The organism is Pseudotabrizicola sp. (assembly GCF_030684215.1).
Classification (GTDB): domain Bacteria; phylum Pseudomonadota; class Alphaproteobacteria; order Rhodobacterales; family Rhodobacteraceae; genus Pseudotabrizicola.
In genome coordinates, this window is sequence record NZ_JAUXOV010000021.1 from 32425 (window position 1) to 48118 (window position 15694).

At 62.5% G+C, this 15694-nt stretch carries 17 protein-coding genes; 4 read left to right on the forward strand and 13 right to left on the reverse strand.

Annotation, left to right across the window (positions count from 1 at the left end; all coding sequences use genetic code 11):
- Window positions 1-101 precede the first annotated feature (101 nt).
- The 12 genes from Q8K08_RS02285 to Q8K08_RS02340 form a co-directional block, all read right to left on the reverse strand.
- Entirely contained in the window at window positions 102-1859 is a 1758-nt protein-coding gene (locus Q8K08_RS02285; protein ID WP_322573387.1) for an SLC13 family permease, read from the reverse strand.
- 155 nt (window positions 1860-2014) lie between these two features.
- Window positions 2015-2491, reverse strand: coding sequence for a dihydrofolate reductase (locus Q8K08_RS02290; RefSeq protein ID WP_304800134.1), 477 nt, complete (start codon window positions 2489-2491; stop codon window positions 2015-2017).
- On the reverse strand, window positions 2488-3303 hold the full coding sequence (locus Q8K08_RS02295; protein WP_305249083.1) for a thymidylate synthase: 816 nt from the start codon (window positions 3301-3303) through the stop codon (window positions 2488-2490). Before Q8K08_RS02295 ends, Q8K08_RS02290 begins: the two co-directional genes overlap by 4 nt.
- 141 nt (window positions 3304-3444) lie before the next feature.
- The gene (locus Q8K08_RS02300; RefSeq protein ID WP_304800137.1) at window positions 3445-3714 is read right to left on the reverse strand and encodes a hypothetical protein; all 270 of its coding nucleotides are present in this window, start codon (window positions 3712-3714) and stop codon (window positions 3445-3447) included.
- Between the two features lie 15 nt (window positions 3715-3729).
- On the reverse strand, window positions 3730-6504 hold the full coding sequence (locus Q8K08_RS02305) for a glutamine-synthetase adenylyltransferase (RefSeq protein WP_305249123.1): 2775 nt from the start codon (window positions 6502-6504) through the stop codon (window positions 3730-3732).
- A gap of 270 nt (window positions 6505-6774) precedes the next feature.
- A complete protein-coding gene (locus Q8K08_RS02310) occupies window positions 6775-7134 on the reverse strand; it encodes an iron-sulfur cluster assembly accessory protein (RefSeq protein ID WP_304797556.1) in 360 nt (119 codons plus the stop codon).
- Window positions 7135-7160: 26 nt separating this feature from the next.
- Window positions 7161-7904, reverse strand: a complete 744-nt coding sequence (locus tag Q8K08_RS02315) for a DUF3307 domain-containing protein (RefSeq protein ID WP_305249084.1) — start codon at window positions 7902-7904, stop codon at window positions 7161-7163.
- Entirely contained in the window at window positions 7897-8529 is a 633-nt protein-coding gene (locus tag Q8K08_RS02320; protein WP_305249085.1) for a hypothetical protein, read from the reverse strand. Before Q8K08_RS02320 ends, Q8K08_RS02315 begins: the two co-directional genes overlap by 8 nt.
- A gap of 106 nt (window positions 8530-8635) precedes the next feature.
- Window positions 8636-8995: an SUF system Fe-S cluster assembly protein gene (locus Q8K08_RS02325; protein ID WP_304797562.1), complete on the reverse strand. Its 360-nt coding sequence runs from the start codon at window positions 8993-8995 to the stop codon at window positions 8636-8638.
- A 93-nt stretch (window positions 8996-9088) separates the two neighbouring features.
- Entirely contained in the window at window positions 9089-9925 is an 837-nt protein-coding gene (locus Q8K08_RS02330) for an arginyltransferase (RefSeq protein WP_305249124.1), read from the reverse strand.
- Between the two features lie 99 nt (window positions 9926-10024).
- Window positions 10025-10489: an RDD family protein gene (locus Q8K08_RS02335; protein ID WP_305249086.1), complete on the reverse strand. Its 465-nt coding sequence runs from the start codon at window positions 10487-10489 to the stop codon at window positions 10025-10027.
- A gap of 86 nt (window positions 10490-10575) precedes the next feature.
- The gene (locus tag Q8K08_RS02340; protein ID WP_305249087.1) at window positions 10576-11058 is read right to left on the reverse strand and encodes a DUF2852 domain-containing protein; all 483 of its coding nucleotides are present in this window, start codon (window positions 11056-11058) and stop codon (window positions 10576-10578) included.
- Window positions 11059-11297: 239 nt separating this feature from the next.
- On the opposite strand from Q8K08_RS02340, the gene tpiA reads away from it, so the two are divergent.
- From tpiA to Q8K08_RS02355, 3 genes are all read left to right on the forward strand, one after another.
- The gene (gene tpiA, locus Q8K08_RS02345; RefSeq protein WP_304798500.1) at window positions 11298-12041 is read left to right on the forward strand and encodes a triose-phosphate isomerase; all 744 of its coding nucleotides are present in this window, start codon (window positions 11298-11300) and stop codon (window positions 12039-12041) included.
- A gap of 64 nt (window positions 12042-12105) precedes the next feature.
- Window positions 12106-13029, forward strand: coding sequence for a DMT family transporter (locus tag Q8K08_RS02350; protein ID WP_304798498.1), 924 nt, complete (start codon window positions 12106-12108; stop codon window positions 13027-13029).
- A gap of 10 nt (window positions 13030-13039) precedes the next feature.
- Window positions 13040-14221, forward strand: a complete 1182-nt coding sequence (locus Q8K08_RS02355) for a cytochrome P450 (protein WP_305249088.1) — start codon at window positions 13040-13042, stop codon at window positions 14219-14221.
- A gap of 109 nt (window positions 14222-14330) precedes the next feature.
- Here Q8K08_RS02355 and Q8K08_RS02360 read toward each other — a convergent pair whose 3' ends face one another.
- Complete coding sequence (locus Q8K08_RS02360) at window positions 14331-14792, reverse strand: Lrp/AsnC family transcriptional regulator (protein ID WP_304798492.1); 462 nt, start codon at window positions 14790-14792, stop codon at window positions 14331-14333.
- Window positions 14793-14930: 138 nt separating this feature from the next.
- On the opposite strand from Q8K08_RS02360, the gene cobA reads away from it, so the two are divergent.
- Window positions 14931-15692 (forward strand): uroporphyrinogen-III C-methyltransferase, encoded by a 762-nt coding sequence (gene cobA / locus Q8K08_RS02365; protein WP_304798488.1) that lies wholly within the window; start codon window positions 14931-14933, stop codon window positions 15690-15692.
- The last annotated feature ends 2 nt before the right edge of the window (window positions 15693-15694 follow it).

Here is a 15694-nt window from a genome sequence, read left to right on the forward strand (position 1 = left end):
GCTGTCGTAAACTATGACATCCACCGACAACGCCACGACCGGGCCAAAGGTTGCATGAAATCAGCAATGTCGCGCATATGGTTCAGCCAGGGCAACTGCAGTTACAACGGCCAGAACACCAAGATCGCAGGCAGCCCGACTGCGACCACAATCGCCTCCAGCGGCAGCCCCATTCGCCAATAGTCCGAGAACCGATACGACCCTGGCCCCATCACGATGGTGTTGTTCTGATGCCCGATCGGGGTCAGAAACGCGCAGGATGCCGCAATCGCCACTCCCATCAGATAGGCGTCGGGGTTGGTGCCTGTGGTTTCGGCCAGCCGGATCCCCACCGGAGCCGCCAGAATGGCGGTGGCGTTGTTGTTCAGCACATCCGAGATGAACATGGTGGACACCATAAGCACCAACAGCCCGACCCAGGCCGGCAGACCCTCGGTCGCCTGCGCCAGCGCCACGGCCACCAGACCCGAGGCCCCGGTGCTGTCCATCGCCATACCCAATGGGATCAACGCGGCCAGCAGCACGATCACCGGCCAGTCAATGTGTTCATACAGATCCTCGATCCCCAGCACGCGCGTCAGAACGTAGCCCACCACCACCGCACCCAAGGCAACCGGCATAGTCACCAGCCCCAGACTAACCGCCGCAATCGCCAGCGCGAACATCACCACAGCGCCCAGCGCGCGCTTTTCCATCGTCACCGACTCGCGCCTGTTCAACGGCAGCAAGCGCAGCGCGTCGGCGATGCTTTCCTCGGCGGTCTCGGGGATCAGCACCAAAAGGATGTCGCCCGCCAAAATCCGTGTGTCACGCAGGTTGTCGGTCAGCGTCCGGTCGCGCCGCAAAATGCCCAGCAGCACCGAATCGTGGTCCACCGCCAGCCGCGCCTGCCGCGCCGTGCGTCCGACAATGCGTGAGTTGTCTGTGACCACAAATTCCACCATCGCCTCACCGGCCAGTGAAATCCGGGGCGCGTCGGCCGACAGCCCGTCAGGATAGGCCAATTGCATCTCGACCCTGACCTCTTCCAGCAGGGTCGGCGTGGCCTCGATCAGCAGAATATCCCCCACCACAAGCACAATACCGGCAGGCGCGCCGTAGACCCGCCGCCCCCGGCGCTTGACCGCCACCAGACTGGCCCCCAGCTTTTCGATAGCCTTGCGCATGTCGGCCTTGGTCTTGTCGATGCTCTTGGAATCGTCTGGCACCACCAGTTCGGCCACGTAATCGCGCATCCGCGCCTCGGCATCTTCGGCCACCCCGCTGTCATCGCGCTGCGGCACAAAGCGCCAGCCGACAAAAGCCACAAACAACAGCCCCGACACGGCCACGATCCCACCCGCATAGGCAAAATCGAAAAAGCCAAAGGGCGCCCCCATGGCTTCGGCGCGGAAGCTGGAAACGATCAGGTTGGGCGGCGTGCCAATCAGCGTCAACATCCCGCCCAGAATGGTCGCAAAGGCCAAGGCCATCAGCGTCAACCCGGCCGCCCGCCCCGCCTTGCGCGCGGTTGCCACATCCACCGGCATCAGTAGCGCCAATGCGGTCACGTTGTTCATCACCGCAGACAACAGTGCCCCCACCAGCCCCAGCCGCAACACATGCAAGGACACCGGCAGATCAGGATCAGACAACACCCGCGCCAGCGCATTGATCGCCCCTGTACGGATCAGCCCGGCCGAGACGACCAGAACCAGCGCCACCGTGATCACTGCTGGATGCGCAAAGCCGGAAAACGTCTCCTCAACCGGAACAACACCCAAAAGCGTGCCCGCAATCACCCCGCCAAAGGCCACGATGTCATGGCGCAACCGGCCCCACACCATCAGCACAACAATGGCCGCGAACAAAGCAAACAACAGGATTTGAGCTTGGGTCAATTCAGGGGGCACTCCAACATGTCATGCGCTGTATTTTCAACGGCATATCCGGCAACGCCGCTGGGACATCCCAGTTCCGGCATTCTGCCCTGTTGAACGCAATAAACCAACGCTATCGGGCTGGCTCCCACGCGTCAGCGCCGGAGCAATTCGCGCGCCGTGCAGGCGGGGCCGTCGCTTGGCAGGTCCAGCCGTGCAATTTCCCGCCATTGCGCTTCATCGACCCTTGGAAAGAAAGCGTCGGCCTCCGGGATGTCCAGATCAACCTCGGTGATCAGCAAGCGGTGGGCCGCGCCAAGCATCTGGGTATAGATCTGCTGGCCGCCTATCCCGTAAATCCGGCAATGACCCTGTGACTGGGCAAGGGCAATCGCCTCATCCAAAGATGCCACAACATGGTCCGCCACCCCCGTATCGCGCGACACAACGATGTTAAGCCGGTTTTTCAACGGCTTGACCGGCAGGCTTTCCCATGTTTTGCGCCCCATGATGATGGCCCCGCCCATCGTCTCGCGCTGAAACAGCTTCAGATCTGCGGGGACATGCCATGGAATCTGATTGTCCTTGCCAATCGCTCCATTGCGGGCGCGCGCCACAACCAGCGTGATCATACCGCCACCGGGGCCTTGATGGCAGGGTCTGGATCATAGCCCACGAAGTTGAAATCCTCATAGCGGAAGTCAAAGATCGAACTGACCTGCCGCGTGATCTCCAAGCGTGGCAACGGCTTTGGCGCGCGCGCTAGCTGGGTCTCTACCTGATCCATATGGTTCAGATAGATATGGGCATCCCCCATGGTGTGGATGAAATCGCCGGGAGTATGGCCGCTGACATGGGCCAGCATATGCGCCAGCAGCGCATAAGACGCGATGTTGAACGGCACCCCCAGAAACATGTCGGCAGAGCGCTGATAGAGTTGCAGATGCAGCTTTCCATCCTGCAAACGCACCTGCCACAGCGTATGACAGGGCGGCAGGGCCATCTGGTCCACCTCTCCCGGATTCCATGCCGAGACGATCAGTCTGCGCGAGTCTGGTGTGTCACGCATCCGCCGCACCAGTTCAGCGATCTGGTCAATCTCGCCGGTGACGACGCGGCCATCAGCCTCGCGCACCACCGGGAAATGCCGCCATTGATGGCCGTAAACCGGCCCCAACTCGCCATTCTCATCGGCCCACTCATTCCAGATAGAGACGCCGTTTTCTGTCAAGTAACGAATGTTGGTGCTGCCCGACAGGAACCACAACAGCTCATACACGATGGACCGCAGATGCAGCTTTTTGGTGGTCATCAGCGGAAAGCCGTCGGCCAGCGGATAGCGGCATTGCATCCCGAAATGTGAAATCGTGCCGGTTCCGGTACGGTCAGTTGACCGCGTGCCATGCGCAAGCACGGTCCGAAGCGCATCATGATAGGTTTGCACTGTCTGCTCTCCCGCCTAAGGAACGTTACCCCTTGGCCAATGCCAACCGATGCGGGCGACACACAAGACCATGGCTTTGTCCCAATTCCTAGCCTAAGGCCGAACAACATCCAAGAGACAGGTCGCATTCGCCAAAGGCCCTCAGGCCCCCAGCCGCGCCGCCCGCCCGCCACGACGCCGTGGCGGCTCTGGCCGGACCAGTGCCTCGGTCAGAACCTTCGTCATCGGATGGTCAGGTGCGGCCATAGCGTATTCCGCCAGAACCACACGTAACGCCTCGTCGCTTTCCACCCCCGGCTTCAGGCTCAGCGCCCAGTCAATGAAAATTGACCGGCATTCGCCCCCGGAGATCCCGTCGATCCTGTAGCTTTCGCGCACCAGCCCCTTGGGGTCTGCTTCATCCAGCCGCATCATGCGTCTCCCCATTCACGCCTCCTGTTCCATCTGGGCTGCGATCACGGCCTCGGCAAGGCCCGTCACCGTTTCCAGCCGCGCTGTCAGCGCCTCGGCACTTGGCTCACCCGTCTCACGCAGCAAGAACGCCCGCCCGCCTTCGCCCAGGCTGTCCATCTCCAGCGGGCCTTCGGTCAAAAGCCGCGCCCCGCATTGCAGGCGCCAGAGCAACCTGTAGGCATCCAGCAGCGCCGTCTGATCCGATTGCGACAGACCAGCCACCGCGCCCGCCGCAATCTGGCGTTCCACCCCACGCGCCGGGCTGCCCGCGATCAGCGCGGCCATCTGCGCGCACAACTCCACATCCATCAGCCGCCCGGCACCGTTCTTGGCCTCCCAACTGCCCTTGGCGGGTTTGGCCGCCTGCAGCCGCTCACGCATAGAGGCCACATCTGCGCGCACCGTCGACCCCTTGCCCTTGCGCTGCAACAGATCACGGCGGAACGCCTCGACCTCGCCCGCCAGATCAGGATCCCCCGCCAGCACCCGCGCGCGGGTCAGCGCCAGATGCTCCCATGTCCAGGCCTCATCTTCCTGATAGCTGGTAAAGCTTTGCAAACTGGTCGCCACCGGCCCCTGCCGACCCGAGGGCCGCAGCCGCATGTCCACCTCATACAGCCGCCCCTCTGGCATCTGCGCGGTCAGCGCCGTTACCATCGCCTGCGTAAGCCGCGCATAATAGGGGCGCGTCGCCAGCGGCTTTGGCCCGGCAGAGTCTTCCACCCCCGCCGCATCATAAACCATGATCAGGTCCAAATCAGACCCCGCATTCAACCGCTGCGCCCCCATCGACCCCATGCCGATCAGCACCGCCCCCCGCCCCGGCATCGGCCCGTATTTGCGCGCAAATTCTGCCACCACAACAGGCCACAGCGCACCCACCACCGCATCGGCCAGATCGGCGTAGGATTTCCCGGCTTCAAAGGCATCGACCAGCCCGCGCAAATGATGCACACCAACCCGGAAATGCCATTCCTTTACCCAACGCCGGGCCGTATCGAGCTTTTTCTCGTAATCGGGCACCTCATCCAGCGCCTTGACCAGATCGGCCCGCAACGATGCCGTCCCCGGCCAGGCCGTCCAGAAACTGCCCCCGATCACCGCATCCAGCACGCCCGCATTGCGCGACAAGTGCCGCGCGAGGCCGGGCGAAGTACCCGCAATATCGATGATCAACTCAATCAGCGTCGGATTGGCCTCGAAAAGTGAGAATATCTGCACCCCCGCAGGCAGCCCCGCAAGAAAACCATCCAGCGCGCGCAAGGCTTCATCCGCATTCGCCGCCCGGTCCAACTGCTTGAGCAACTGAGGACGCAACCGCCGGAAAATCGCCTGCGCCCGTTCGGATCGCAATGCCGGATAGTGAATCCACCCCGCCACGATCTTGGCCGCCGCCTCAGACAACTCCGGCCCCGCCTCTGCCTCTGCGGGCGCAAAGAACCCATCGGTCAGCGTGTCCACGCGGGCGATCCGCTCCAACAGCCCGGTGCGGAACGCGGCTTCACTCTCGCCACAAAACGCGGCAATCCGCGCCACCCCTTCCGCCGTCACCGGCAGGTTGTGGGTCTGTGCATCCCCCACCATTTGCAAGCGATGCTCCAGCTCGCGATGCGCGCGGTAAAGCGTGGTCAACTCTGCCGCCACTTCCGGTGGCACCCAGCCCTTGGCAGCAAGAACCGAAAGCCCGCCCACCGTGGTCCGGTCGCGCAAGTGCGGATCGCGCCCGCCCGCAATCAACTGGCGGGTCTGGGTAAAAAACTCGATCTCACGGATGCCACCCTGACCCAGCTTCATGTTGTGGCCTTCAACCGTGACCCGGCCATTCAACCCGCGATGCTCACGGATACGCAACCGCATGTCATGCGCATCCTGAATGGCGGCGAAATCCAGATGCTTGCGCCAGACAAACGGCACCAATGTCTTGAGAAACCGCTCCCCCGCCGCCAGATCCCCACCACAGGGCCGCGCCTTGATATAGGCCGCGCGCTCCCATGTACGGCCCACACTTTCATAGTAGGACTCAGCCGCCGCCATAGACAAACACACCGGAGTGACCGAAGCATCGGGGCGCAACCGCAAATCGGTGCGAAACACATAGCCCTCACCAGTCAGATCCGACAGAATCGCTGTCATCTTGCGCGTCACGCGAATGAACGCCGCCCGCGCCTCTTGCTCGACCCCAGGATAGCGGGTCTCGTCAAACAGACAGATCAGGTCGATGTCGGACGAGTAATTCAACTCCCCCGCCCCCATCTTGCCCATGGCAAGACTGACCATGCCCGCAGCCGTCGCCGCATCTTCAGGCACTGCGCCGGGGATCTTGCCGCGGCGGATCTCGTCGGCGACCAGCCGCACCATCGCCAGATGCACCGCGCGGTCGGCAAGGCCCGTCAAGGCCCCCGTCACGGTCTCCAGAGGCCAAACCCCACCCAGATCACACAGCGCGGTCAGCAGGGCAATCCGGCGCTTGGCCTGCCGCAGCCCCGGCCCCAGATCCTCTAGCGTCAACGCCTCAATCCGCGCAAACTCTGCCGCCAATGCAGCCTCAGGGCTCTGTGCCAAGGCTGCGCGCAACCACGCGTCCTCGCGCGACATCAGCCCTTTCAGATAGGGGCTGCACCCAGCGACGGCCGCCAAAAGCCCTGCGACCGCGGGCCCCACATCGGCAAAAGCCGCGCACACCTCATCGCCACAGGCACGGTCATAGGGAAGCGGAGTTCGGGTCAGCCGCGCTGAAAAATCTGTCATCATGGCGCAAGCTTTGACCAAGGTCGCAGCCATCGTCAATTCCTGACACCGCTTGCATAAGTCAAACCACGCTGGGGGCTCCGCCCCCGCCTTCTGCTCCCCAGGCGTATTTCGGCCACGATGAAATCCAAGAAAGCTGGAATTGCTGGTTCTAAAATACTCCCGCCGGAGGCGCGGCGGAGCCGGTTGGCCGCAGGCCAGAGGCGACTGAAAAACACTGCGGCGTCAGCCGCTCCGCTGTCTTGATTGTTGGCGCCCGGTCTGGGGCAGTCAGGCTGCCGAAGCGTCTTTGAACTTGATCGACTCGCCACAACCGCAGGCCTCGGACACGTTGGGATTACGGAATTTGAACCCGGCGTGCAGCAAATCCACCTCGTAATCGATCTCGGTGCCGATCAAGAACATCTGCGCCATCGGTGCGATCATCACCCGTGCGCCGTCCTGTTCCACGATCTCGTCCAGCGGATTGACCTCGGACACATAATCCATGGTGTATTCCATCCCCGCACAGCCGCCCTTTTTCACACCGATGCGCAAGCCTTGACGGCCATCTTTTTCCATCAGCCGGGCAATCTGCCGGACGGCAAGGGGGGTCAGGGTGACGGCGGCTTTGCCGGGGATGCCAAACATGTGGTTCTCCTGTGTCTTTTTCCAATCTAGGGTGAAAGGTCGGGAATTCCAAGCGGTGGCAGTGCGGAAAGCAGCATTACTGTGCCGATCGCCATCAGCATCGCCCAACCAAAGGACGCGAGGGTGCCGATGATGACATATTCCGACAGCCGCGACTCTTCCTTGACCGCGCCAAAGCGCAGCACCGATTTGGCCGCGATCAGAAAGCCGATGCCGCCCGGTTCTCCGGCAAGGATCAAAAGAAAGATGATCCCACGCTCCAGCATCCCGATGATGCGGCCCCCACCCGGCAGGCCATCCAGACCCACCTCTCCCCAAGGCCGCATCAGCAGGCCAAGGGCAAAGCCACCGGCCCGTGTGGCCAGCACCGCCCCCGCCATGAGCGCCACGGCGGCAGGCAGCCAGAGCGGCGCATGTGCGGCCCAAAGGCCATTCGCCCACATCTGCGGCCACAGGCCCGCAACCAGCAGCAGCGTGACCAGATGTGCCACCTGATCGGCGACAAACCCCGCGATGCCGGACAGGCGCGCGCTTAACCCCACCTTGGCCGCGTCGATCACCAGATGCGCCAGCGTCAGCCCCGCCACAACCCACGCAGCCTCAGCGGTCTGCACGCCAAGCAACACCGCCGTCACCGCGCCCACAATCCCGACATGCGCCAGCATCCAGCCCGGATGCCCCGCGGCCTTGGCCTGCGCCATGCGACCCGGTTGCAGCACGAAATCGGCCAGCACATGTGCCAACAACAGCAGGGCAAGGGTTTCAGCCATGGGAAGCCTCTGCGGTGAAATGGGTGGCAAAGGCGCGGATCGCCTGTTCGATCAGGGCAAACCCCGCCGCGTTCAGCCGTGCGGCAAAGGCCTGACGCGAAATGCCAAGCATGTCGGCAAGTGCCTGTTGCGGCACATCAAGTCCGGGCGTCAATGTCCACGCCACCGCTTCGGCCTGTTGCGGCGACCATCCTTGAACCTGAGCATCAAGACTGGCCATCAGCGCGTGGTGCAACGGATCAAACACGGCCCCCGCAAGCGCCAGACGCCGCCCACCCGTCATCGCGTCAAGCGCCCGGCCAGAGGCCACAAAGGCCCCGCCACCAGCACTGGCAAGCGTAGGCTCTGCCAGACCCTGCGCATCACCAATGCCCAGCGCAATGCGGCTGGCCAATCCTTCGTCCTGGATCAGTCGGGCGGCAATGTAGATCATGGCACCAAGCCCCCGCCCCGCCGCGCCCACATAAACCTGCCAGCCATCGCCGCGATAGCGGTGAAAGCGGGCTTCATCGCTGAACCGGTGCGCCGCTGCCTCGATCAACGCCATGGTGTCATCCACCTGCGCAGGCGTGCCGCGGGTGGAGTGGATCAGATCGCCGGTCAGGACTGCGTGCAATTGGGCCATAGCGCAAGCCGTAAGGCTTGCATTTAAAAATTGCAAGTCAAATGGCCTGCAAATGAAAAATGCAAGCCAAAAGGTTTGCATCAATGACACGCCACGGAGGGGTGGCTTACATAAAGCCCAGTTCCAGCCGGGCCTCGTCGCTCATCATCTCCATCCCCCACGGCGGATCAAAGGTCATCTGCACATCCACCTGCTTGACGCCCGCCAGCGGCTCTACCGCATCGGCAACCCAGCCCGGCATCTCGCCCGCGACGGGACATCCGGGGGCTGTCAGGGTCATGGTGATGTTGACTGCGTTTTCGGTATCAATCTCTACGGTATAGATCAGCCCCAGATCAAAGATATTCACCGGGATTTCCGGGTCAAACACCGTGCGGCAGGCATCGACCACGCTGTCATACAAAGGATGATCGGTGCTGGAGGGCTTGATAAGCGGGGTGCCCTCGATCTGTGCTTCGCTGTTCATTCCGGCCTCATCAGGAGTTGTTGAGAGATTATATAGGGAATCCCACCCGCCCCGTCCAGTGGCGTTGCCCAAACGCACGCGCAGCGGCCCGATTCAATCCCGGTGCGGGCGGGCTTCGGGCAGGCTGATGCGGGCGACCTGTTCGGCAATCGGGTCCATCGACAGCGGGTGCAATTCGGCCCGGTGTGCGGCGGGATCGCCCAAGTCCTGCCATTGCCCGCCCTTATAGATCTCCAGCGCCGAGAACCCGGCCTTGTAACCCATTTTGCGGCTGCCCGGCACCCAATAGCCAAGGTAGACATAGGGCAAGCCCGCCTCACGCGCGATGGCGATATGGTCAAGGATGATATGCGTGCCAAGCGACAGATCGACCAGATCGGGGTCGTAAAAGCTGTAGACCATCGACAGCCCGTCATCGAACACATCGGTCAGGCAAACGGCGGCAAGACTGCCTGCCCGCTCACCCGGCATGCGCGGACGGCTGTATTCGATGACCCGGCTTTTGATCGGGGTCTCCTCGATCATCGCGGCAAATTCGAAGATATCCATATCGGCCATGCCGCCATCGGCGTGGCGGGCATCCAGATACCGGCGGAACAAGGCGAACTGATCTTCGGTGGCCCAAGGGCTTGTCGCATTGCGCCGTATTTGCCCGGTTTTGCGCATGATCCGGCGCTGCGTGCGGCTGGGCTGAAAATCGGCCACCCGGATCCGCGCCGACATGCAGGCCGAGCATTCGGAACAGGACGGGCGATACAGCACGTTCTGACTGCGCCGGAACCCCTGCTTTGAAAGCGTATCATTCAACCGCTGCGCATGTTCGCCCTGAAGTGCGGTGAACAGCTTTCGTTCCATCCGTCCCTCAAGATAGGGACAGGGCTGCGGAGCCGTCACGTAAAACTGGGGCGCTATGGGAAGGGTGTGGCGCATGGCTGTCAGGTTGGGAAAGGATGACATACGTTAGCAAGCCGCGCGCCAGACGCCAAGGTGGCATTTGACGCGGGCCAAACCTTGCCAATCACACTAAAGTCAGCGCGAGGCCGGGCTGTTGATTACGACCGACCCAAGCACCAGATCACTCAGCCCCTGCCCCCGCGATGAGGTCAGCATCAGGACCACCGACAGCACCTGCGGCATCACAAAGGCCATCGACACCGTATACCCCAGCGTGTGCAACAGCGCAGTGGCACTATCAAACCGCTGGCCGTTGCGGTCCAGAAATTCGATGTTCATCAGCCGCATCCCCCATGTGGCCGAGCGCCCGCTCAGGGTGAACCAACGGTAGACAAAGCCCACCACAAGAAACAGGAACGGCAGGAAAAACAAAGCGGTAAAGGCAGTGAATGGCACAATCAGCGCGGTGACCAGGCCAATCAGCACAAGATCAATCACCCATGCCAAAAGTCGCTTTGGCAAGACGCCTTCGTAAAACGCGGCATGACGTTCGGGGTCGGGTTGCATATCAGACATCATCATCGGTGAAACAGTGCGCATGGGCGTGGTCCTGAAACAAGGGATCTTGAAAGATAATACCAAGGCAGCGACAGCGGCCCCCATAAGGGACCGCTGTCGCCTTTGGTTTAGTATTCGCCGCGTGGCTGGTCTTCGGCAGAGCCTGCAGGGCGGGCCGCACCCTTGGCGCGGTCTTCCATGAAGCTGTCGAATTCCTGCTTGTCCTTGGCATCGCGCAGACGTTGCAGGAAGGATTCAAACGCGCCTTGTTCATCTTCCAGACGGCGCAGCGTGTCGGCCTTGTAGGCATCAAAGGCAGAGTTGCCCGAAGTCCGCCATGCGCTGTGGCGGTTCATGCCACCGTTATGGCCACCCTCACGACGACTGGCGCAGAATTTCCCTTTGAACATGCTTTTGCTCCATTTATTTGCGTAAGTCATATAGGCTACGAGTGCGAGCCCGACTGGCCAGAAGAAGACAAAGCCCAGCACCATGGCAGCGATCCACGCGCCACGACCTTTGGAATCAAGCCAGTCTTCGGCAGAATACAGTCGGGACGTCAGGCCGCCGAGCGCTGGCGCTTTGGCGGTCGTATTAGGGGAATAAGTCATAAGCGTCTCTCCATCTCGGCGGCAACGTGCCTGAATGACACGATGTGAATACCCTTCACATGATGCAAGATGCGCATGGCCTGCCTGCCGTTCAAGAGGTGATGTAAAACATTTTTACATTATTCAATCGACCAGTCGCCTGCGCGCTCTGACAGCCTTTGGGTGCGTGATTGACGCTTGTATCAGAGGGCCCCGCTTCTATGATCGCGCCCGACACATGCGAACCAAGGAGACAGGACATGCGCAAGCTGGCGGCTGGAAACTGGAAAATGAACGGGACGGGTGCCAGCCTGTCAGAGGTGGTGACGCTTTTGAAGGCACATCCGGCTCCGGGCTGCGAGATGCTGTTGTGCCCGCCTGCAACCTTGCTGGCGCAGATGGCCGATCTGGCCAAGGGCAGCGCCTTGCATGTCGGCGGGCAGGATTGCCACGCCAATATCAGCGGCGCGCATACGGGCGATCTGTCGGCGGGCATGTTGGCCGATGCCGGGGCCAGCCATGTGATCGTGGGCCACTCAGAGCGCCGCACCGACCACGCCGAAACGGATGCACAGGTGCTGGCAAAGGCACAGGCGGCACAGGTGGCCGGGCTGGTCGCGGTGGTCTGCATTGGTGAAACCGAAGGTGAGCGCGACGCGGGCGACACGCTGGATGTGATCGGTCGCCAGCTTGCCGGGTCTGTGCCGGACGCATCGACCGCCGCCAATCTGGTCGTGGCCTACGAACCGGTCTGGGCCATCGGCACCGGGCGCACGCCCACGATCGACGAGATTGCCGAGGTGCATGCCTTTATCCGCGCCCGCCTGACCGCCCGGATCGGCGCGCAAGCAGACAGCGTGCGGCTGCTGTATGGCGGGTCGGTCAAGCCATCAAATGCAGCCGAAATTTTCGCGGTGCCACATGTCGATGGCGCGCTTGTCGGCGGTGCCAGTCTGAAAGCGGCTGACTTCGGGGCGATTGTCGCGGCATTGTCCGCCGCCTGATAGCGGCATCCGCGCCGTCGCAGTCGGACAAGCCCGCAGGTGGATCAACGGGCATCAAGGGGGAATGACAGTCACCCCCGCCACTCTGCCGCCTTCGTCCCTGCCATTGGCGCATCTGGCCTGTGCTGCGTCCATGCTGGTCTGGGCGGCGGGATTGCCTGCCGCCGATCTGTTGATCCCGCATATGCCCGCGCTGACCCTGACCGCCGCCCGCATGGGGCTGGCGGCGGCTGCGCTGCTGCCGTTGTGGTGGCTGATCGACGGGTCGCGCGCGGTGCTGGGTGCGGCCTGGGGCATCGGGCTGCTGATCGGGGCGGTCAACAGCCTTGGGGCCTTTGGGCTGATCCTTGGACAAGCCCGCTCTGACGCCGTGACCGTCGCCATCATCTCTGCGGTCATGCCCATCGTTGGCATGGGCATCGAGGTGGTGTTCGACGGCCGCCGGATCACTCCGGCGCTGATCCTTGGGATCGGGCTTAGCCTGCTGGGAGGGCTGATCGCGCTGGACGGGGGCGCGGCGGGTCGTGGCACAGTACTGGGCGCGCTTCTGGCCTTTGGGTCAATCGTGATTTTCACCTTTGGCTCCCGCCTGACCGTCACCGCCTATCCGGGGCTTTCGCCGTTGGGCCGCACCACGATCACCCTGTGCGGCGGAGCGCTTGCATCGCTGGTCATGTTGGCTTTGGCCAGCGCCTTTGGCCTGCCTGCACCCGACTGGGACTCGCTTGGGCTGCCCGAGGCCGGGGCGATGTTGGTCTATGCCTTCGCCGCACTGGCCCTGTCGCAACTGTTGTGGATCATCTCGGTTGGCCGGCTGGGCATCGGCCTTGCGTCCCTGCACATCAACGCTACCCCGTTCTATGTCATGCTGATCCTGTTTGCCGTGGGGGGACCGTGGCTTTGGCATCAGGTGTTTGGCGCCGCCCTTGTGGTGCTGGGGGTAATGATTGCACAAGGGCTCTTGCACCCGGCCCGCACGCGCGGCTAAGCCTTTGGCCATGCAAAGCCTTACCCAATCCCCGACCGACCCCGCCTTCGTGCAGAACCCCTATCCGTTTTATGAACGTGCCCGCGCGGCGGGGCCGTTTTTTCACTGGCAGGACTATGATCTGATCTGCACGCCGCGCGCGGCGGCCGCCAACGCCATCTTTCGCGACCGCCGGTTTGGCCGTGAGGTGCCGTCCGAACTTGCGCGCCCCATCGCACCGCACACCGCGTCGTTTTATGCGGTCGAGGCGCATTCGATGCTGGAACTGGAACCGCCCCGCCATACAAGGCTGCGCTCACTGGTGCTACGCGCCTTTACCTCGCGCCGGATTGCCGGGCTGCATGGCGATGTCGAAAGCCTCAGCCACAGCCTGATTGACGCCCTGCCCGAGGGTGACTTTGACCTGATCACCGGCTTTGCCCAACCCCTGCCCGTGATCATCATCGCGCGGCTTCTGGGAGTGCCCGAAGACATGGCGGGACAACTCTTGCGCTGGTCAAACGCCATGGTCGGCATGTATCAGGCCCGCCGCACCTATGCGATGGAACTGGCCGCCAGCGACGCCGCGCGCGACTTTGCCGATTTCCTGCGCGGCTATGTCGAACAGCGCCGCAAAGCCCCCGCCGATGACCTGATCACCCAGTTGATTGCGGCAGAATCCGAAGGCGAGCGGCTGTCAACCGATGAGCTGATCACCACCTGTATCCTGCTCTTGAACGCGGGCCATGAGGCGACGGTGCATACCATCGGCAATGGCGTGAAGACGCTGCTGGAAACCGGGTCGGTGGCGCAGATCCTGTCGCCCGACACCGTTCCGCGCGTGGTCGAGGAAATCCTGCGCTTTGACCCCGCGCTGCACATGTTCACCCGCACCGCCTATGAAACGGTGGAGGTGATGGGCCACACCTTTCGGCGCGGCGATCAGGTGGGGCTGCTTCTGGCGGCCACCAACCGCGACCCGCAAATGTGGGACCGCCCCGATCAGTTCCTGCCAGAGCGCCCCGACAAGCCCAACCTGACCTTTGGCGCGGGGCTGCATTTTTGTGTCGGCGCACCATTGGCCCGGCTGGAGCTGCAAATCGCCCTGCCGATACTGTTCCGTCGCCTGCCCGGCCTGCATCTGGCCGAACCGCCGCGCTATGGCGATGTGTATCATTTTCACGGGCTGGAACGGCTGGTGCTGGCGCGCTGATCCTTTTCTGCACGCCGGACGCAAGCTGCGCTGTTGACGCCTCCGGCGGGAGTATTTGCAAAGCAGCAATGCCAGAACGCGCGACCACTTCTGATGGGCAAGGGCGACGTCAGAGCGGCAGAATCGTGGTGGATTTGATTTCTTCCATGCTCAGGAGTGCTGTGACGTTATAGATCTTCACCTCGGAAATCAGCGCCTGATAGAACTGGTCATAGGCGCGGGCGTTCTTTACGCGGACTTTCAGGATATAGTCGATATCGCCCGCCAGCCGATGCGCCTCGAGCACCTCGGGGCGGTCGCGCAGGGTTTTCAGGAACTTGCGCTGCCATTCGGCCTCATGCTCAGAGGTGCGGATCAAGACGAAGAAACACGCCTCCAGCCCCAAAGCTTCGGCATCCAGAATGGCGGTCTGGCGCGTGATGACGCCTTGCTCGCGCATCCGGCGGATACGGTTCCAGACCGGGGTCTTCGATGACCCCACCTTGCGCGCGATTTCATCCAGCGACTGGCTAGCATCCAACTGCAATTCACCAAGGATTTTCCGGTCCAGTTCGTCCAGTTGGGCCGCCATTCGCCATTTCCCTTGTTTTGCAGAACCCCGGCCCCGCTTTGGCGCAGTATTGGAACAAACATCCTTATCTGCAAGCCCCCATGGCCCAAAGGCAGGAAAATATCCTATATTGTACCCAGCCAGAGACAGGACTTTGCCATGACCCAACTGCATCAGCCAACGCTGCCCGTCGTCGCTTTTATCGGCGCCGGTCCCGGTGCGGCTGAACATCTGACGCTGGGGGCTTACCGTGCGATGCAAGAGGCGGATGTGGTGATCCATGACCGTCTGGTCGGTGATGAGGTGCTGGCCCTGATTCCGGCAACCGCCCTGCGGGTGGATGCGGGCAAAGAGGGGTTCGGCCCCACAACCCCGCAAAGCGCTATCAACGCAACACTTGTGGCCCATGCGATGACCGGGGCGCGGGTCGTCCGGCTCAAGGGCGGCGATTGCGGGATCTTCGGGCGGCTGGATGAGGAAATGGACGCGCTTACCGACGCCGGGATCACGTTCCGCATCCTGCCCGGCCTGACCTCGGCCACTGTGGCTGCCGCGCAAATCGGCCAAAGCCTGACTAAACGCGGGCGCAATGCGTCGCTTCGTATTCTCACCGGGCATGACATGGCCGGTTTTGCCGAACAGGACTGGCGCGGCATGGCCCGGCCCGGCGAGGTTGCCGCGATCTATATGGGCAAGAAGTCCGCACGCTTTATTCAGGGCCGTCTGATGATGCATGGCACCGCGCCGGGCACCGATGTTACCATCGTCGAAAACGTCAGCCGCCCTGATCAGCGCATCATCGGCACCACGCTGGCCCATTTGCCCGAAGCGATTGCCATCTGTGACGGGCCTGCCGTCATTCTGTTCGGCCTGGCCCCTCGTGCGGCCCGCCACTCCCTTTCCCATTTGAAAGAAGCCTGACC